Source organism: Ruminococcus sp. YRD2003 (genome assembly GCA_900109435.1).
GTDB classification, from domain to species: domain Bacteria; phylum Bacillota; class Clostridia; order Oscillospirales; family Ruminococcaceae; genus Ruminococcus; species Ruminococcus flavefaciens_G.
In genome coordinates, this window is sequence record FNZT01000004.1 from 223,859 (window position 1) to 243,044 (window position 19,186).

The following is a 19,186-nucleotide window of genomic DNA, read 5'->3' on the forward strand; positions in this document are numbered from 1 at the left end:
GTGAGCTAATGCCCAATATCAGAGAGATTCGCGAGAGGATAGCGAGCATACAGCAGATACTGAAAATCACCAATGCTATGTACCTTATATCCTCGTCAAAGCTGAAAAAGGCAAGAACGGCGCTCGATTCTACCGAGCCATACTTCTATAAATTGCAGGAGACTATCGAGAGCGTTCTCGAGCACACTCCGCATACCCGCCAGCTCTTCTTCGACAGACGTTCGGATATCCCCGATGAGAAGCGAAAAAAAGGCTATATCATCATCACTGCCGATAAGGGGCTTTGCGGAAGCTATAACCACAATATCCTCAAATATGCCGAGCAGACCCTTGCGGAGGCTCCAGACATCGACAACTGCTACCTCTTCGTCATCGGACAGGTCGGCCGTATGTACTTCCAGCGCCGCATGAACGAGGGAAATGCCGCAGTAGACGGTGAGTTTTTGTATACCACGCAGAACCCGACACTCTACAGAGCGCGTGAGATAGCCGAGCGCGTCATCGACAAGTTCGAGAAGCACGAGCTCGATGAGGTGTACGTGCTCTACACGGACATGGTAACGTCAAATTTACAGGAGACACGCACCGTTCGCCTGCTGCCGTTCGAGAGACGCCATTTCGGCAAGGCTCCCGACGGTACGATGAAAAAGCTCCCGAAGGCAGCGTTCCTGCCCTCGCCCGAAAAGGTAATGGAGTACCTGATACCCAACTACGCAAAGGGCATAATCTACGGTGCAATGGTCGAAGCCTTCTGCTGTGAGCAGCATTCCCGAATGACCGCTATGGACGCCGCTACCACAAGCGCAAAGGAAATGATACATGACCTTTCGCTGATGTATAACCGCGCACGTCAGGCAGCCATAACTCAGGAGATAACCGAGGTCTGCGGCGGCGCGGCGAGCCTGAACAAATAATCATATACGGCACATAATAATTTGCGGACTGCCAAAGGCAGCCCCTACATAACGACCACGTAGGGAACGCCGCCCTCGGCGTTCCGCAAATTCCTGATAAACCGAAATTTAAGCCCATGTAGGGACGCATTACAGCAAAGCTGCATATAGCATCGCAATCCAAATCAAAGATTTGGTGCGCTGCTTATCCGTGCGCCCGACAATAACGGCAAAACCAAGATACTGACGGGCGAGCGGAACTCGCCCCTACATAGATTTCTCAAAGGAGGAACAAATATGAGCAAGATAGGTGAATTCTTAAAGGAAGCAGGAGTTTTCTTCCTCGCGACAAATAACGGCGAGCAGCCGAAGCTCCGTCCGCTCGGAGCTTTCCTCGAAAAAGACGGAAAGATAATATTCGGTGTAGGCGATTTCAAGGACGTCTATAAGCAGCTTTGCGCTAATCCGCTGTGCGAGATAGCTGCCTGCAAGCAGGACGGTCACTGGCTGAGATATACGGGCAAAGCCGTGTTCGAGAGCGACAGCTCTTACGCCGATGAAATGATAAAGGCTTCGGGACTTGAAGGGATATATAACGACTCTACAGGCAATAAGCTCATGGCGTTCCACCTTGAGGACGCAAAGGCGGTCGACATCGCCGTCATGGGAGAGGGCGAAAGCCTCCTCTGATTCTCTGCTTGGAGGAATACCGCAGATATGGAAAAAGGTAAGATAGTTCAGGTCATCGGACCTGTTATAGACGTTGAGTTCCCCGCGGGGAAACTCCCTATGATAAGGGACGCGCTCACCGTTGAAGTCGACGGCAGACGCCGCGTGATGGAGGTCGCTCAGCATATGGGCAACCATATCGTGCGCTGCATCATGCTCGCCACAAGTGAGGGACTCAGCAAGAATATGGAGGTCACAGCTACGGGCTCGTGCATACAGGTGCCCGTCGGCGAGGAGACCCTCGGACGTATGTTCAACGTTCTCGGTGAGCCTATCGACAAGAAGGGCGAAGTGAAAACCGAGGAGATGTGGGGCATTCACCGCAAAGCTCCGTCGTTTCAGGACCAGAGCCCCGTTGTTGAGATACTCGAAACGGGCATAAAGGTCATCGACCTCATCGCGCCCTATGCAAAGGGCGGTAAAATAGGACTCTTCGGCGGCGCAGGTGTCGGCAAGACAGTCCTCATTCAGGAGCTTATCCGCAATATCGCTACCGAGCATGGCGGATATTCGATATTCACGGGCGTCGGCGAGCGTTCGCGTGAAGGCAACGACCTGTGGAACGAAATGCAGGAATCGGGTGTAATCAACAAGACCACGCTCGTATTCGGTCAGATGAACGAGCCGCCGGGCTCGCGTATGAGAGTCGCTCAGACGGGGCTTACTATGGCGGAATACTTCCGCGACCGCGAGCACAAGGACGTTCTGCTTTTTATTGATAACATCTTCCGTTACGTTCAGGCAGGCTCGGAAGTCTCGGCTCTTCTCGGACGTATGCCGTCAGCCGTTGGCTACCAGCCTACACTTGCAACAGAAGTAGGCGAGCTTCAGGAGCGTATCACATCCACGAAAAATGGCTCTATCACGTCGGTACAGGCGGTTTACGTGCCTGCGGACGACCTCACCGACCCCGCTCCTGCCATTACATTCGCCCACCTCGACGCGACTACCGTTCTCTCGCGTAAGATAGTCGAGCAGGGCATATATCCCGCGGTCGATCCGCTGGAATCCAACTCGCGTATCCTCGAGCCAGAGATAGTCGGCGAGGATCACTACTTCGTCGCAAGACGCACGCAGGAGCTCCTGCAAAAGTACAAGGAATTGCAGGACATCATCGCTATCCTCGGTATGGAGGAGCTCAGCGAGGAGGACAAGCAGACAGTTTACCGCGCAAGAAAGATACAGAAATTCCTGTCTCAGCCTTTCAATGTCGCCGAGAACTTCACAGGCTTAAAGGGCAAATACGTTCCGCTCAAGGACACGATAGAGGGCTTCCGCGCTATCATCGACGGCGAAATGGACAAGTACCCCGAGGCTGCCTTCCTTATGGCGGGTACTATCGATGACGTGCTTGCTAAGGCTAAGCAGATAGGGGACGGAGAGTGAGTCTATGGCAAAGACCTTCTACCTTGAGATAATAGCCACCGACAGAGTCTTCTTCAAGGGCGATGTCGAGCACCTTGTCATTACCGCGATAGACGGACTTCTCGGTATACTTCCCGGGCATGAGCCGCTCGTCACATCGCTGCCGACGGGCGAGCTGAAATATATGGTGGACGGCGTGTGGCACTATGCTGCCATATCCGAGGGCTTCATACAGATCATGCCCGACAGGGCGGTCATTCTCGCGGACTCCTGCGAGCTGCCCGAGGAGATAGACATCAAGCGCGCCGAGGAGGCAAGAGAACGCGCCGAGGAACAGCTTCGGCAGAAGCAGAGCATTCGCGAGTACTACGAGACGCAGGCTGCCCTCAACCGCGCTATGAACCGCTTGAAGATATCTCAGAAGCATTTTAAGTAAGTGCAAGCGAACTGGAAATATACGGGCGCACGATGTGCGCCCCTACTTAATTATGCATAATGCATTACAGAACGTGGCTCAACTTGTGCATTATTCAGAAATATGGGCGTTGTTTTTCCAATATACTTGACTTTTTTCTTGAAATATAGTACAATAATTGTAATTGTCGCGGAGACTCGCACCGAGGTCACAGTTTGCCCCCGAATCAGCGTTTCCGTGTAAATTTTAAGACGTTCAAAGCTCCGTACAGGAGTGGACGTTCATAAGTAATAGGAGGCACATGACCGTGAAAAAGACCGGCAAATCCACTTTCTTCATCGTCGTTGCTTTGATCGCACTGTTCGCCGTTTCGACTGTCACAGGACTTGATTATATGTTCGGTGATAATACGACTGCGGTGATAAAGGGCGTTGACGATATCCGTCTCGGTATTGATATCAAGGGCGGCGTTGACGTTACCTTCGCTCCTGCGGGCGATTATGACGCGACCGATGAGCAGCTTGACGCTGCTACCGAGATCATCAAAACCCGTCTCGCTTCGCTCGGTATCAACGACAATGAGCTCTACAGTGACGGCAAAAGCGACAGAATCATCGTACGTTTCCCATGGCAGGCGGGCGAGAGCAATTTCGACCCCGAGGCTGCTGTTAAGGAGCTCGGCGAAATGGCAGAGCTCACTTTCAGAAAGGGCACCGATTCCACCACCGACGAGGAGGGCAATGCCACTCCTACAGGTGAGATAGTCATCAACGGCTCTGATATCGAAGAGGCAGGCTACACTCAGCAGCCTGATTCCTACGGCAACTATGAGTGGGTAGTTACTCTCAAGCTCAACAGCGAAGGAACAAGCAAGTTCGCTTCCGCTACTTCCGAGCTTGCAGGCTCGTCCACACCTATTTCTATCTGGATGGACAACACCATGATATCCGCTCCTACCGTAAACGACACTATCTCTAACGGAAATGCTGTTATCACAGGTAATTTCACAAGCGAATCCGCCAAGAAGCTCGCCGACCAGATCAATTCCGGTGCGCTTCCCTTCAAGATAGAGACAAAGAGCTTCAAGACCATCTCGCCTACAATGGGTGAGGGTTCACTCGATGCTATACTTCTCGCAGCGGGTATCGCTTTCGCACTCATCGCTGTTTATATGATAGTCCTCTACCGTATCCCCGGTCTCGTAGCTGTTATAGCTCTCGTGGGTCAGGTGTCAGGCTCTATCGCAGCTGTTACAGGCTGGTTCGGATTCCAGCCGGGTGCTACGCTCACTATCCCCGGTATCGCTGGTATTATCCTCGCCGTAGGTATGGGCGTTGACGCTAACATCATCACCGGCGAGCGTATCAAGGAAGAGCTCCGCTCGGGCAAGTCGCTCGACTCCGCTATAAGCATGGCTTACAAGAGAGCGTTCTCCGCTATCCTCGACGGTAATATCACAAACGTTATCATCGCAGTTATCCTCATGGGCGCATTCGGCGTTCCTTCGAGCTTCTTCTCGAAGATACTCAACAGAACGATATTCTTTATGTTCGGCGCTACTGCCGAGGGCGTTGTCTACTCATTCGGCTTCACGCTCCTCGTCGGAGTTATCTGCAACTTCATCTTCGGAGTCTTCTTCTCCAGACTCATGGTTACATCACTCTCCAAGATCGCAGGCAACAGAGTTCTTTACGGAGGTGATCAGAAGTGAGTAAGAAAAAGACTAACACAGCAGCTCCTGTAGCTACAGGAAAGGTTTACGACTTCTGTTCAAAGAAGAGAATGATACTCATCATCGCGATATGCGTAGTAGTCGCACTCATCGCGGGCGCTCTCATCAGAGGCGTAAAGTTCGCTATCGAATTCAAGGGCGGCACTATGCTGACCTACTCCTACACGGGCGACCTCAGCACAGACGATGTCAAGGCTGAAGTTGAAAAGAATGTTGACTCGATCGTCAATGTAAGACGCGGTGAGAGTCTCGATTCCGACGGCTATCAGATAACTATCTCGTTCACGTCAAACGAGGGGCTTAACGCTGACGGACAGCATGAGCTCACCGAGAATCTCCGTGCGGCATTCCCCGACAACGAGCTCGAGCTCTTCGACTCGAACGATGTAAGCCCTTCATCGGGACGTGAGTTCCTCCTGAAGTGCCTGCTCGCTATGGTATTCGCAGCAGTGCTCATCATCATCTACATTGCGATCAGATTCAGCAGGATAGGCGGCTGGTCGGCAGGTGTCTGCTCGATATTCGCCCTCTGCCACGATATCCTCGTAGCTCTTGCAGTATCTATAATCTGCGGATTTGAGTTCAACTCAAACATCGTCGCGGTTATACTCACGATACTCGGTTACTCGATCAACAACACTATCGTTATCTACGACAGAATACGTGAGAACAGAACGCTCATGCCCAAGGCTTCGCTCAATGAACTCATCAATACGGGCTGCTCGCAGTCTCTCACACGTTCTATCAGAACCTCTGTAACGACGATCGGCACTATGCTCGTCGTTACGATAGTAGTTCTCGTAAGCGGCTACACATCGCTCCTCAGCTTCTCTGTACCGCTTATGGCAGGCCTTATCTCAGGTACCTACTCTTCGCTCTTCGTTGCACCTGTAACATGGTCATGGTGGAAGAAGGAAGGCAGTAAGGACAAGAAGGAAAAGAAAGACTAATAGCAAAGGGACGCTTTAGGTTGATACCCTTAGCGGAAACAGCGGGCTACCGTGTCGTAAAGTTACGGCATATATTCAGTAGCCTGCGAATCCGCCGCAGGGGCATCCACTTAGGCGTCCCTTTCTGTTCATAAGGTATATGAATTATTATTAAGGCAACACCGCACAAAGCCCGCCAGAAGGCTTTGTACTGTATATGCTTGCATATTTTCCGTCATCTTGCACAGAAATTCCTTGACATACGTCAGTATGCCTGCGGAATTTCTATACAATCTGACGAAAAATCTGTCGGCGCATCTCCAGCACAAGCTTTGTGCGGTATTGCCTTAAGGCTTTCCTTGGTCTTGACAAAGCCCCAAAATTATGTTATAGTTTTATGGCAGAAATGTAAAATTTTGAAAAAAGGGGTTATATGAAATGAAGAAGAGATTTGCTTTTGCCGCTGTTATTGCGGCTGCGGCTGTTATCACAGCAGGCTGCGGGAACTCTGAGCTTAATGATGCCAAGCTCAGCAAACCCGAGCCGCCAAATATCGTTACTCAGGCTCCGACGACCGAGCACGTTACCGAGCTTACCACCGAGAATAAGGAAAAGTCACTTGATGAAAGGATAGTGGACGAGCTCAGCCCTGTAACGTGGGACTATGACGAGCAGACAGTGGCTGTCAAGACCGTCGGAAATGATGAATTCGGATACATCAGCGTTCCCGAAGACTGGTTCCTTGATGAGGACGTCTCGGCGCTTTCTGACGATGTCATTACATATGAGAACGAGCCCTATATCAACAACGGCAATTACGCTATGGATTCAATGATAATGGAGACCTGCGACGCTGATTATGTGAACTCGAAAGTTGAGAGCGTACTCCGTATTGCTGAGGAAGATCAGAGTGTTACCGAGGTCGCTTACGAATATGCTGATATCGACGGCAAGAACGCCGTTATCGTCAAGTTCAAGTATGATGAGCTACACAAGCTCATGTACAGCCTCTTTATTGCCAATGATGACGAGACTATGCTGTATGTCGTATCCTATGAGTCATCCAATCCGCAGATAGTAGGACTTATCGACACCTTCACGAGAACTGCTCCCGAGGAAATGACGACTGATACTACGGAAACAAGCGATTCTGCGACCACTGCCGACACCACAGATAATGAAACAGACACAACTTCCACGACCACTACAGCTGTTGGATAAAGCAAAAGCCATAAAGAAGCGGAAGCTTCTTTATGGCTCTTTTTATTCTTCTTCGTCGTCTGGTTCGCGGATAATGCCGCTTATTTCTTCTGCACTCGGTTCACGCACGAACGGGACTGCGCTCTCCGTGCAGGCTCCGTATTCCTCGAAGTTTTCCTGTGCCTCTCTCAGGCAGACCTTGTTGGCTCCGCCCGAAAACTCAGGGTCGTTGTTCTGGACGGCGTCGTCCTCCCAGAAGCATACGGGGCATATTTCATAGCCGCCCTCAGGCTCCTCAAGTGTATAACAGCCGCAGCACGCACATCTTCTCTTACGTGTCTTGTTTTCGCGGAGCTTATCGGCGATCCTGTTCCAGTGCTCAAGTGTACACTCTGAGAAGACCTGTACGACCTCTTCGATACCTGTTCCGTACTCTTCGGTCTCGCGGCGGTCGAGCTCGCTGAGGTATTGCCGAGCGTAGCTGTAGCCCTCGTCTACGGTGCAGTCCTCGTCCTCGAAGAGGGTGTCGGCTATTTCCATGAAGTCGGCGTAGTAGGACGGATCGGCAGTTTTGCCGTCTGTCCACAGGTATGGGTTGATGCTGCCGAGGTACTCCCTGAATGTCTCGGAGCGGTCGCTGTTTTCCCGAAACTCTTCGTCGAGGAAATGATAGAGCGTCAAAAGAATTTGATATTTAGTCATGACTTACTCCTACTTAGTCTTGAGAAACTCTGCGTATCTGTCGCAGATCTCCTGTGTTTCGCCGAAAGCGATCTGCTTGCCGTGGTCGAGCCACAGCACCTTTGTCGACATACGGCGTATCTGTTCGAGCGAGTGCGATACGAGCAGAGTCGTCGCGCCGCCCTTGATTATTTCAAGCATTTTCTTCTCGCTCTTCTGGCGGAAGGCTCCGTCGCCGACGGAGAGCACCTCGTCAAGAATGAGTATCTCGGGGTTGACGAGGCAGGCTATCGAGAACGCGAGCCTTGATTTCATACCCGAAGAGAGCTGCGAGAACTTTCTGTCCTCGAACTCATGCAATTCAGCGAAGTCGATTATGCTTTTATACGTTTTATTCATGAAGTCGCGGGTATAGCCGAGCATAGCTCCGCGGAGAAAGGTATTCTCCTTGACGGTGAGGTCGGGGTCGAAGCCCGTACCGAGCTCGAGCAGCGAGGCGATATTTCCGCGCACTGCCATAGTGCCCTCGGTCGGACGCATGATGCCCGATATCACCTTGCAGAGCGTGGACTTGCCTGCTCCGTTGGTGCCGATGATACCGAGAAGGTCGCCTTCTTCTATAGCGAAGGTGACGTTTTTCACGGCTACGAATTCTTTTGCCGTGGACTGTCCCTTCAGCTTCTGTATGACTACATCTTTGAGACCGCGGTTCGAGAAGTCTCCGACTATATAGGAGACGGAAACGTTGTTAAGCTCTATCTTTTTCATTGCCCTCTCCTTACATATAGTACATGAACTTGTAGTTGTATTTCTTGTATATCAGTGCGCCTATACCGAGTGCGAGGACTGCATACAGCAGACAGAGCCCGTGGGTCGCGAGTCCCGGGATATAGCCGTCGAGGACTATGTGGCGGATATAGGTGATGTAGACGTATATGGGGTTGGCATAGAAGAGCTTCTGCACGTTCTCGCTGTAGTTGTCGGTCGTGTAGAATATCGCCGAGAGGTACATCAGCATTAGCGTGAAGATGTCGTAGAGGTACTGCACGTCCTTGAATATGACGAACAGCGCCGAGAGTATGAAGCCGCAGCCGATGTTGAATACGATGAGGCAGATTATCGGGTAAAGCAGCATAAGGAACCTCACGTGGAACGGCACTCCGTCGACTGCCACGAAGGCGAAGAAGACGATGAGCGTCAGTCCGAAGTTTATCAGTGAGGCAACGTTCTTTGAGAGCAGGAACATATACTTCGGCAGGTTTATCTTGGTGATGATGCCCGCATTCTGCATGAGGGCGTTCATTCCGCCGTAGGTCGAGTCTTTGAAGAAGGAGTAAGTGAGGTTGCCCGCGAAGAGGTATATCGTATAGTGCGGCTGACCTGCTCCGAAGAAGCTCTTGAATACGACGCTCATTACGAGCAGCTGCATTAGCGGAGAGATAAGGCTCCACAGCATACCGAGCACGGTGCGTTTGTACTTCTTCTTGAAGTCGCGCTTGACGAGCTCTTCAAACAAGAACCGCTGCTTTTTTATCTTTTCGATACCATTTTTTACGGCTTGAAGCATTTTGTCTGTCCTTTCCTTTTTTCTTTTGTTTATGTTATGTCTGCGGGGATAGTGATATCGGCTGCCATATTTTTATCTTCAAGCAGCACGCGCATATTGAACTTGCATCTCTCGGGTACATCGGGGCTCTTTACGGGGAGGAGGAAATCAAGGTCGCTGAGGTCAATATACATTCTTCCCGTGGGAGTTATCGGGTGTCCCGCATCATCGGTGAACCAGTGTGTGAGCTCTATCTTCTGCGAGCCTATGACGTCGATTATATTCTTGTCGACTACGAACGGCAGACAAGTCCAGCCGTTGTGGCGCGCCTGAAAGTAGACGGGGGCACACATCGCTATGTTGCCGTTGCTGCCTGCAATAACGGCAAAAGACGGCATTTCTCTGTACTGGAGCCAGTATGCCTCGCAGTAAGCCTTATATACCTGTCTTGACTCCATCTGCTTCTGAAGCTCGGCTGTGAAGCGCATTATCTTCTGCTGATTCTCCTCGAGCACGTTCTCATGGAAGTCGTCGCGGAGCCCCTCGAACACCCTGCCCTGTTCATAGAGGACGCTGTAATGGTTCTCGAAGAGGAACTCTGTCGGCTGAACGAATACGTCCCAGTCGCTTCTTGCTCCGGGCCAGCCCATAGCCACGTAAGGCACGGGTTTGAACATATCGGGGTATGTTCCCACGCCGTAATTGAAGTAGGTAGACCACTCACAGCAGCCGCTGCTGATGAGCGCGGGATGCTTGGCGGTCATCTCGTTGAAGATGCGCTTGTCTATCATCTGCATCTGGTGCGACGAGTACATCATCGTCGGGTAGCCGTTGTCCTTGAGGAACTTGCAGCTCTTTTTCATGGATTTATCGAAGGATGTCGGGTTATTATAGGTGCCGCGCCACTCGTTGAGGTCGTAGCAGTAGAAAGCCTTGTATCTGCCGTCTTCGACAAAGTCGCTGACTGTCAGCGTGCGGAGGGGGCGGTAGTCGTCGTCCGTCATGATGAAGACATCGTCTATGAGCGGATTTCTCATCGCGAGACAGCGCAGGAAGTAGTTGCGGGTGGAGTGGTCTTCGGGGAGCGGCTTTCCGTCGAGTATCTGGCTGTCCGTGAGGAATTTCAGCTCGAGGCGGCCGTGATAGCGCTCTTTGAGCTCCTCGACGTTCTTGTCGGGACAGCAGAGCACCATTTCCGTTATGAATGGCATGAATTCCTCGATGAAGGGGAGAGTTGCCAGCATATCGTCATTTCGTGCGGTCAGGCAGACGAGCTGCTTGACGTTTATATCCGCGGGAACGGTCTTGACGCCCTCATTTACGGACTCGACCGCGCGGAGCATATCCTCGGCGGCTTCGTCCCACGTATAGGGGACGTAATCCTTGAGACGCGCCTTTTTCGCAGCATATTTCTCCTCGGAGTTGAGGAGCTCTTTAACGCAGCGGATAAGGTCTTCCTTGCTGTGCGGGTCGAAGTAGTCGGCGTAGTCTCCGGCAACTTCGTGGAGTACGGGTATATCGGAGGCGATAACGGGAGTACCGCGCATGAATGATTCAATCATCGGCAGACCGAAGCCCTCGTTGAAGGTCGGGAACGCGACTGCGAACGCGTGCTTGTAGAGGTAGTCAACGGTTGCATCGTCGGGGCTCTCAACGAAGAACAGGCTCTTGTTGAAGAGCGGGTGGGTCTTGATACGCTTTTCGAGCGCCTTGACGTTCCAGCCGATGCGTCCTGCGAAGACAGCCTTAACGCCTGCATCCGCGAGTCCGCTTTCGAGAGCGTCGATAACGAGTGCATGGTTCTTGCGGGGCTCTATCGTGCCGAGCATGAGCAGGTACTTGCTGTTCGCTGTTATCTTTTCGACTGCGGGGTCAACAGTGCCTTCGGAGCCGTTATTTTTCGAGAAATCGCTCGAAAGTCCGACTACGGTGGCATTTTTCCTGTCGAGCCCCATTTTGTCGGTGAGGTCGTTGAGTACATCTATTGTAGTCTGCGCGGAGGTGATGATGAGGTCGGCGTATTTGAGGTTAGCACCGATATACACCATAAAGTTCGTGCAGGTGTTCTCATGGCAGAACTTCGGGTCGGTTATTGGGATGAGGTCATAGACCTGAGTTACTATTTTCACGCCGTTCTGTTTCAGAACAGGGAAAAGAAAGCTTCTTTTCAGCAGCGCGTTCCACACGCTGTCGAGCTCGAAGAACACGGCTCCCGACGGAATATCACGGTAGCCTATCTTTTCGGGGGTGAGTATCGCGCCCTTTTCGCCCTTGCCCTCGAGGAAGTAGTCGAGGAAGCGCTCGTTGCTCAGGCGCAGGAAGCAGTTGTTCTTGCAGGAGTATGTGAGCAGATAGAATTCGTGCTCCGTGTGCTGCATCATTCTGACGGTTATCTCCCTCACCACGCGCTGTATGCCTGTGATGAAGTCCACCTGCATGATGGTGGAGAGGTCCATATATATCTTCATTTAATCGGTATCCCTTTCATCGCTTTACGCCAAGTATCTTTTTGGCGGCGTTCTTCATGAACGGCGGCATTTTGCGGTAGACCTTCAGCAGCCGTTCTGAGACGGGTATGCCTGCGGGGCGCCCCATATTTGAGAGCCTGCCGCCGAATGAGGTGTTCTCGGAGTAGATGTTGTTGTACATCTTCACCTGATTCTTGAAGAATTCCTCCGAGTCCTTTATCGTGGCAACGACATTGTGCTGGAACTCCTCGGGCGGGAGTTTATACTGCGACTTCCAAGCGCGCAGAGCCGTATCGTCTATCTGGCGGTTGAGCATGAAGATGTAAGCCTTTCTGACAAAGGTCTCGTTGTTTCTCTCACGCGAAAGCTTGAGAATGTCGACCTTGCCCGGCTCTGCCATGGTGGTGCTGAGGACGAGCTCCTTTGAGGTGCTGAGCTTACCGCCCGAATTTTTCATATTCTCGTCGACGATGTCATATATCGCCGAATAGATGTCAATATCCTTCATCGGACACTCCTTGGATAAAAGTTTTAGCTTTAATACTGCTCATACCTCGCAGTATATTCATATTATTATATCATAAGTATTCGGATATGTCAAATCTTTCTCGGAGTCGCTATACGGTATATACGACCTCATTATTATCAATATTGACAATTCCTGCCGAAGATGTTAGAATAAGACTATGATGAACAGGATAACAAAAATATCGTCCTGTTTTGAGAGGGGTAATAATCATGAAGAAAGTATCAAGGGCGCTTGCGGCTTTGATGTCGTCCGCTGCCGTTATGGTAACGGCGGTCGGCTCGGCTCTGCCCGCAGCGACAGCACCAACTATCAGTTCCATAGCCGTCGACGACTGCAATGACGACTGGCTCCACGCAGAGGGCAGCAAGCTCTACGACATGAACGGCAATCAGGTTTGGCTCACGGGAGCTAACTGGTTCGGCATGAACTGTACCGAGAATGTTCCTCACGGACTTTATGCCAGAGATGTAGACGATATGCTCTCTACGATTGCCGACCACGGTATCAATATAATTCGTTTCCCCGTTTCTACGGAGCTCCTGCTCTCGTGGATGGACGGCGACCCGCTCCCCGTAAGCTCCGTTCAGGCGAGCTATAACCCGCCGCAGGACGAGATAGGTGAGGACGGTACGGTAACTCCCGCGGGAAAATACGGCAACATCAACCGCGAATTCGTCGAAGCTGACGGCAAGACGCTCAAAAACAGCTACGAGATATTCAAGGTCATCATCCAGAAGTGCAAGAAGTACGGCGTAAAGGCACTCATCGACGTTCACAGCCCCGCTTCGCACAATTCGGGACATAACTACAACCTCTGGTACTACGAGCCCACGGCTGAGGATTGCGGAGGCATGGCAACAGGTCACTTCTCCGAGAAGCAGATAACGTGGGACGACTGGAAGGATTCCATAACATGGCTCGCCGAGCAGTATGCGAACGACGATACTATCCTCGCTTACGACCTCAAGAACGAGCCCCACGGCAAGCGCGGCTACAACGGCACGACCTGCCCGTCGAATATGGCTAAGTGGGATAACTCCACCGACAAGAACAACTGGAAGTATTCCTCCGAGGAGTGCGCGAAGTCGATCCTCAAGGTTAATCCGCACGCCCTTATACTCATCGAGGGCATCGAGCAGTCTCCCATGCTCGACAGGAACATAACATGGAATGACGCCGACAAGTTCCAGCCCGCAGCGGGTGAGGAGCGCTGGTACGGCGCATGGTGGGGAGGCAATCTCCGCGGAGTAAAGGACCTTCCCGTTCTTCCCGATTCAGGTCAGATAGTATACTCGCCGCACGACTACGGTCCGTCGGTATATGCTCAGTCGTGGTTCGACAAGGACTTCAGCGAGCAGACCCTCCTCGACGATTACTGGTATGACACATGGGCATATATCAATGACAAGGATATAGCTCCGCTGCTCATCGGCGAGTGGGGCGGTCATATGGACAAGGGTCCGAACCAGAAGTGGATGGAGCTCCTTCGTGACTACATGATCAAAAACCACATCAACCACACCTTCTGGTGCATCAACCCCAATTCGGGCGATACAGGCGGTCTTCTTGACTCTACCTTTATGAACTGGGACAGCAATAAATACTCGCTCTTTGAGGAGTCGCTCTGGCAGACCTCCAGCTCGGGCAAGTTCATAGGTCTCGACCACCAGACAGCGCTCGGTGCAGACGGACTCTCGCTCAACGACTACTACGGCAAGTATGCAGCCTCCGAGGGCAGCAACATCAACGGCGGCACCAAGGGTGCGGGTCAGACCGTCCCCGTAGATTCGACTACCGCTCCGACAGCTACAACGACCACACAGACAACAACAACTGCTACCCAGCCCGATACTACAACTACCACACATCCGTCTACAAGGATTACGGCTACCGGAAACGTAATTATTGAAAAGCCCCCGACAAAGGGCACATACAATATCGGCGAGGAGCTCGACCTTACGGGCGGAATTGCTTCCGCTTCGGGCATTTCCGAGGAGGGCGCGATGTGGGATACGTTCTCACAGCCGCTCGATTCGCAGTATTTCATCGTGGACTCCTCCTGGTTCGATAACACCAAGGCGGGCACGTATAAGATATACGTCTCCGCGAAGGCGTATCCGCAGGCTATGACCAGCTTTACGGTAAAGGTCGTAGAGGGCGGCGGTACTACTACCTGCACAACAGGTCTTTCGGGAACAGAGAAGAATACCGAAGACGTTGTTATGTACGGCGACGCCAACACCGACGGAAAGGTGTCCGTTGCGGACGCAGTGGCTATACTCCAATATATCGCCAATAAGGACAAGTACGGGCTCAAGGGGAAGGGGCTCGACAACGCTGACTGCTACAACCCCGGCGACGGTATAACCGCAATGGACGCACTTGCGATACAGAAGTACGATGCAAAGGCGATAACAAGTCTCCCCGAAGTTCCCAAAAACAATGCTTAACATAAAAAAAGAGCACCATCGGTGCTCTTTTTTCGTTGAAAATACTGTGTACTTGCGTAGGTTTACAGGGCGTCCCTGCAAGTTCATATCACCTCGCCCGACAATACCTCCGTTTCGTCTGCGGGAGCTTCCTCCGCGGGCGTCATATCTGCTATCTCCTCTGCGGGAACGCCGTCGATGACCTCTGCGGCAGGCTCGGGACGGACTATCATGTCAGCAGGCGGAAGGTCGAAATCCATGTCTATCTTCATATCGTCCTCGTAGTCGTTCTTGCGCGTAGGACGGCTGTTCAGGGGAGGCAGTACCTTCGGCTGCGGCGGCTCCTCGGCAATGGGAGCGTATACGGTATCGTTCGTCGGTGGCTGAGTAACGGCAGGCGTCACTGCGGCTGAGACTGCGGCAGCCTGTACTGGAGCAGACGGCTGCTGAGTGAAATTGTACGTTTGCACGGCTACGCGTCTGCCGCAGTTAGTGCAGAACTGCGCGTTCACTTTCAGCCATGTTCCGCAGCGTTCGCACTTTCCCGCATATCCCTGTGCCTCGGGAACTCCTACGGGAAGTCCGCAGTTAGTGCAGAACCGTGCATTCTTGGGCAGAACTGCCTCGCAGTGTTCGCATTTTTTCATGGTTTCGCTGTCGAATACATTGTCGGCAACGCGGGCTCCGCAGTTGTTGCAGAAGCTTGCGGTATCGAGAAGAAGCGAATTACAGTTGCGGCATATCTTGGACATATGTATACCTCCTCATTTGGTTATACATATTATACTACATTTTTCACAAGGATTCAAGTATTTGTGCAAACCTATTGACAATTTGTCCCCGAATCTATATAATGGAGGTAAAAGGAGGTGTCGTTATGCAGTATTTCGGACTTGTCGGAACACCTGACGCGGGGCTCACTCCCGAGAATATGCAGGAAATGGCGACAATGGGCGCTGCTTTGGGATTTATGGGCAGCTTTATGAACACGGACAGCAATATCCCCAACATGGGTATGATGGGGATGCAGCCGACTCCTGCTGTTGGTGATGAATGGGTCTGCGTATGCGGCAGCCGCTGCACAGGCGGCAAATTCTGTACGAACTGCGGTACCAAGCGCCCGATAGCTGATACGCCTTGGAGCTGCACTTGCGGCACAACAGGCTTGAAAAGCAAATTCTGCCCCGATTGCGGCAAAAAACGTCCCTGAATATCACAAAAAACGGCTGACAGATAATACCTGTCAGCCGTTTCTTATTCTTTCGGTCCTTCTGCCTTGTGCTGAGCAATTATCAGCTTTACCGTATTGTAGAGGTACGGCTTGAGCTCTGCCAGCGAGCAGGGGTCCTTGTAGAGTATCGCCGAGTAGCACGTCGACGACACCAGCTCGATTATCATGAAGAGCATTATTTCGGGGTCGCGGAGCTTGTAGGGAGCCTCCATTATCATCATTTCGTATACCTGACTGAAATTGATATCGTTTTCGGAGGCTGGCGACGTCAGCGCAGACTTGAACACTCCCCAGCTCAGGTTCTTGGAGATGAACGTCAGCAGGGACTGGTTCTCGTTGAGCTGGTTTATGATATTGTCGACAATGCGCAGTATTCTTTCCTCGTATGTGTATTTCTTTATATCGGGGCCGAGCTCATTCATGGCGTTCATGAAGAGCTGGCTGGACTTGTGTGCTATGAGCTTGTTTCTTATGTCGTACTTATCCTTGAAGTAGAGGTAGAACGTGCCCTTGGCTACGCCTGCCTTGCCTGCGATGTCGGAGATAGATGTCTTGCTGAAGCCTTTGGTCGTGAAGAACTCGAAGGCGGTCTTGAGCAGGGATGATTCCTTCTGCTGCTTGTTTACATCGACTTTTCCCATTTTTTCCTCCCACGCGTGCGAATCGTGCGAAATTTTCATCAAACTCATTATATCGCATAATCCCGACAGTGTCAAGCTTGCAAAAATGACTATTGGTCACAATTTTTTAAAGCCTGATTTGTGCAGGTATACAAAATTGTGACCAAAAGTCATTTTTGTCTTGCCAGATTATTGACTTCTGGTCATTTTTAGAATATACTATATTACAGAAGCAAATCATTATGAACCATTTTTAAAGGGGGACGATATTATGCTCAGATTTGGTGAGTTCATCGCAAAGCACCGTATCCTGATACTGCTGATAGGCGTGCTTTTGCTGATACCTTCAGCTTTCGGGTACATTAATACGAGGGTCAACTACGACATCCTCTCGTACCTGCCCAAGGACATAAACACTATGGTAGGTCAGGACATACTGATAGACGAGTTCGGACAAGGCGGCTTTTCGTTCGTGATGGTGGACGGAATGACCGAACGGGAGATCGCCGATACCGCCGATAAGCTTTCTCGGGTGGACGGCGTATCAAATGTTGTCTGCTACGAATCACTGACAGACCTCAATGTTCCGAAGGAGGTGCTCCCCGACAAGGTGCGCAGTTTCTTCAACAAGGGCGATACGACGCTCATGGCTGTATTCTTTGAGGAATCGACCTCCGCTGACAGGACGCTCAATGCGATAGACGAGATGAGGGACATCACCTCCGAGCAGTGCTTCATCAGCGGAATGAGTGCCATAACTACCGATATGAAGCACCTCTCCGACAGCGAGTCGATAATCTATGCTGTCATCGCTGTTATTCTTACGAGCGCGGTGCTCGTGCTTACGATGGACAGCTTCCTGATACCGATATTCTTTATGCTGAGTATAGGCATCGCGATAGTCTGGAACCTCGGGACCAACTTCGTGATGGGCGAGATATCATTTATTACTCAGGCGCTCGCACTGGTGCTCCAGCTCGGTGTTACCATGGACTATTCGATATTCCTCTGGCACAGCTACAAGGAGCAGCAGGAGCACTTCCCCGACAGCAAGGTCGAGGCTATGGCTCACGCGATTGCTGCTACGGTAACATCGGTAGTCAGCAGCTCGTTCACAACAGTCGCTGGATTCCTTGCGATGTGCTTCATGAGCTTCACGCTCGGACTTGACCTCGGCATAGTAATGGCAAAGGGCGTTATCTGCGGCGTTATCGCCTGCATAACAGTGCTTCCGTCGATGATACTCATTTTCGACAAGTCTATCGAAAAGACCTCGCACCGCGACTTCATGCCGAGCTTCTCAAAAACTTCTTCATTCATCGTCAAGCACTCGGGAGTTTTCCTCACGCTCGCAGTCGTGCTGGTGATACCCGCATTTTTCGGATACACTCACTACGGAGTTTACTACAAGCTCGACAGTACGCTCCCCAAGGAGCTTGAAAGCGTTACCGCAAATATGAAGCTTGAGGAAGAGTACCACATGAACAGCACGCATATCCTCCTCGTTGACTCTGATATGGACGCGAAAAAAGCAACGGCTATGCTCAATGAGATGAACGACGTGGACGGCGTTCAGTTCACCCTCGGATACAATACGCTGGTCGGACCCGCTATCCCCGATGAGATAGTCCCCGACAGCATAAGGAGCAAGCTCAAGAGCGAGGGACATCAGCTGATGCTCATCGGCTCGGAATATGAGGTGGCATCCGACGAGGTCAACGCACAGGTCGCTCAGCTCAACAGCATTGTTCAGAAGTACGACACGAACGGTATGCTCATCGGCGAGGCTCCCGCAACAAAGGACCTCATCGAGATAACGAATCGTGATTTCAAGGTGGTCAGTGTGCTTTCGATAGCAGCGATATTCCTGATAATCGCCTTCACGTTCAAGTCGGTATCGCTTCCTGTGATACTGGTAGCTGTCATCGAGCTCGCGATAATGATAAACCTCGGTATCTCCTACTACACAGGCACCGAGCTTCCGTTCATTGCCTCGGTCGTTATCGGAACCATACAGCTCGGCGCGACGGTCGACTATGCGATACTGATGACCACAAGATACCGCACAGAGCGTTCAAGCGGCAAGGACAAAAAAGAAGCCGTTGGCATAGCACTGGCGACGTCGGTGCGCTCGGTCATCACTTCGGCACTGGGATTCTTCGCCGCGACCGTGGGCGTAGCTCTCTACTCAAAGATAGGAATGATATCATCGCTGTGCGTACTTCTCTCTCGCGGAGCTCTCATCTCGATGGTTGTAGTAATAGCGGTGCTGCCGTCGATGTTTATGGTATTTGACAAGGTGATATGCAAGACGAGCGCGGGCTTCCTGCCGAAGGAGGAAAGAAGCTCAAACAGACCTCATCTGCACGTATTCAGCCATTGAAAAAAGAAACTTCTTCAGGCACGAAACCAATAGGAA

General features: G+C 51.6%; 17 protein-coding genes. 10 read left to right on the forward strand and 7 right to left on the reverse strand.

What is annotated here, in order from left to right:
• Window positions 1-8: 8 nt before the first annotated feature.
• From atpG to BMX22_RS03990, 7 genes are all read left to right on the forward strand, one after another.
• The gene (gene atpG, locus BMX22_RS03960) at window positions 9-914 is read left to right on the forward strand and encodes an ATP synthase F1 subunit gamma (RefSeq protein ID WP_074740848.1); all 906 of its coding nucleotides are present in this window, start codon (window positions 9-11) and stop codon (window positions 912-914) included.
• A gap of 276 nt (window positions 915-1,190) precedes the next feature.
• Window positions 1,191-1,583 carry a pyridoxamine 5'-phosphate oxidase family protein gene (locus BMX22_RS03965; protein ID WP_074740850.1) on the forward strand — a complete coding sequence of 131 codons (393 nt, stop codon included), beginning with the start codon at window positions 1,191-1,193 and terminating at the stop codon, window positions 1,581-1,583.
• Between the two features lie 27 nt (window positions 1,584-1,610).
• Window positions 1,611-3,008: a F0F1 ATP synthase subunit beta gene (atpD, locus tag BMX22_RS03970; RefSeq protein WP_074740852.1), complete on the forward strand. Its 1,398-nt coding sequence runs from the start codon at window positions 1,611-1,613 to the stop codon at window positions 3,006-3,008.
• A gap of 4 nt (window positions 3,009-3,012) precedes the next feature.
• The gene (locus BMX22_RS03975; RefSeq protein WP_074740854.1) at window positions 3,013-3,423 is read left to right on the forward strand and encodes a F0F1 ATP synthase subunit epsilon; all 411 of its coding nucleotides are present in this window, start codon (window positions 3,013-3,015) and stop codon (window positions 3,421-3,423) included.
• Window positions 3,424-3,703: 280 nt separating this feature from the next.
• A complete protein-coding gene (secD, locus tag BMX22_RS03980; RefSeq protein ID WP_318259673.1) occupies window positions 3,704-5,113 on the forward strand; it encodes a preprotein translocase subunit SecD in 1,410 nt (469 codons plus the stop codon).
• On the forward strand, window positions 5,110-6,084 hold the full coding sequence (secF, locus tag BMX22_RS03985) for a protein translocase subunit SecF (RefSeq protein WP_074740856.1): 975 nt from the start codon (window positions 5,110-5,112) through the stop codon (window positions 6,082-6,084). The genes secD and secF overlap by 4 nt, the downstream gene beginning before the upstream one ends.
• Before the next feature lie 417 nt (window positions 6,085-6,501).
• Window positions 6,502-7,284 (forward strand): hypothetical protein, encoded by a 783-nt coding sequence (locus BMX22_RS03990; protein WP_074740858.1) that lies wholly within the window; start codon window positions 6,502-6,504, stop codon window positions 7,282-7,284.
• A gap of 42 nt (window positions 7,285-7,326) precedes the next feature.
• Here BMX22_RS03990 and BMX22_RS15770 read toward each other — a convergent pair whose 3' ends face one another.
• The 5 genes from BMX22_RS15770 to BMX22_RS04015 are packed head-to-tail and all read right to left on the reverse strand — an operon-like array spanning window position 7,327 to window position 12,466.
• Window positions 7,327-7,965 carry a CPCC family cysteine-rich protein gene (locus BMX22_RS15770; RefSeq protein ID WP_318259674.1) on the reverse strand — a complete coding sequence of 213 codons (639 nt, stop codon included), beginning with the start codon at window positions 7,963-7,965 and terminating at the stop codon, window positions 7,327-7,329.
• Between the two features lie 9 nt (window positions 7,966-7,974).
• A complete protein-coding gene (locus tag BMX22_RS04000) occupies window positions 7,975-8,712 on the reverse strand; it encodes an ABC transporter ATP-binding protein (protein WP_074740860.1) in 738 nt (245 codons plus the stop codon).
• A 10-nt stretch (window positions 8,713-8,722) separates the two neighbouring features.
• A complete protein-coding gene (locus tag BMX22_RS04005) occupies window positions 8,723-9,511 on the reverse strand; it encodes an ABC transporter permease (protein WP_074740862.1) in 789 nt (262 codons plus the stop codon).
• A 29-nt stretch (window positions 9,512-9,540) separates the two neighbouring features.
• On the reverse strand, window positions 9,541-11,958 hold the full coding sequence (locus BMX22_RS04010) for a glycosyltransferase family 4 protein (RefSeq protein WP_074740864.1): 2,418 nt from the start codon (window positions 11,956-11,958) through the stop codon (window positions 9,541-9,543).
• A 16-nt stretch (window positions 11,959-11,974) separates the two neighbouring features.
• Window positions 11,975-12,466 (reverse strand): hypothetical protein, encoded by a 492-nt coding sequence (locus tag BMX22_RS04015; protein WP_074740866.1) that lies wholly within the window; start codon window positions 12,464-12,466, stop codon window positions 11,975-11,977.
• Window positions 12,467-12,696: 230 nt separating this feature from the next.
• Between BMX22_RS04015 and BMX22_RS04020 the strand changes: the two genes are divergently transcribed.
• Window positions 12,697-14,937: a cellulase family glycosylhydrolase gene (locus tag BMX22_RS04020; RefSeq protein ID WP_074740868.1), complete on the forward strand. Its 2,241-nt coding sequence runs from the start codon at window positions 12,697-12,699 to the stop codon at window positions 14,935-14,937.
• A gap of 83 nt (window positions 14,938-15,020) precedes the next feature.
• Here the strand turns inward: BMX22_RS04020 and BMX22_RS04025 are convergent, their stop codons facing one another.
• The gene (locus BMX22_RS04025; protein ID WP_074740870.1) at window positions 15,021-15,668 is read right to left on the reverse strand and encodes a zinc ribbon domain-containing protein; all 648 of its coding nucleotides are present in this window, start codon (window positions 15,666-15,668) and stop codon (window positions 15,021-15,023) included.
• Window positions 15,669-15,793: 125 nt separating this feature from the next.
• On the opposite strand from BMX22_RS04025, the gene BMX22_RS04030 reads away from it, so the two are divergent.
• Window positions 15,794-16,126: a hypothetical protein gene (locus BMX22_RS04030; RefSeq protein ID WP_074740872.1), complete on the forward strand. Its 333-nt coding sequence runs from the start codon at window positions 15,794-15,796 to the stop codon at window positions 16,124-16,126.
• 44 nt (window positions 16,127-16,170) lie between these two features.
• Here BMX22_RS04030 and BMX22_RS04035 read toward each other — a convergent pair whose 3' ends face one another.
• Entirely contained in the window at window positions 16,171-16,788 is a 618-nt protein-coding gene (locus BMX22_RS04035; protein WP_074740874.1) for a TetR/AcrR family transcriptional regulator, read from the reverse strand.
• A gap of 250 nt (window positions 16,789-17,038) precedes the next feature.
• Here BMX22_RS04035 and BMX22_RS04040 point away from each other — a divergent pair, with 250 nt between their 5' ends.
• Entirely contained in the window at window positions 17,039-19,150 is a 2,112-nt protein-coding gene (locus tag BMX22_RS04040) for an efflux RND transporter permease subunit (RefSeq protein WP_074740876.1), read from the forward strand.
• The last annotated feature ends 36 nt before the right edge of the window (window positions 19,151-19,186 follow it).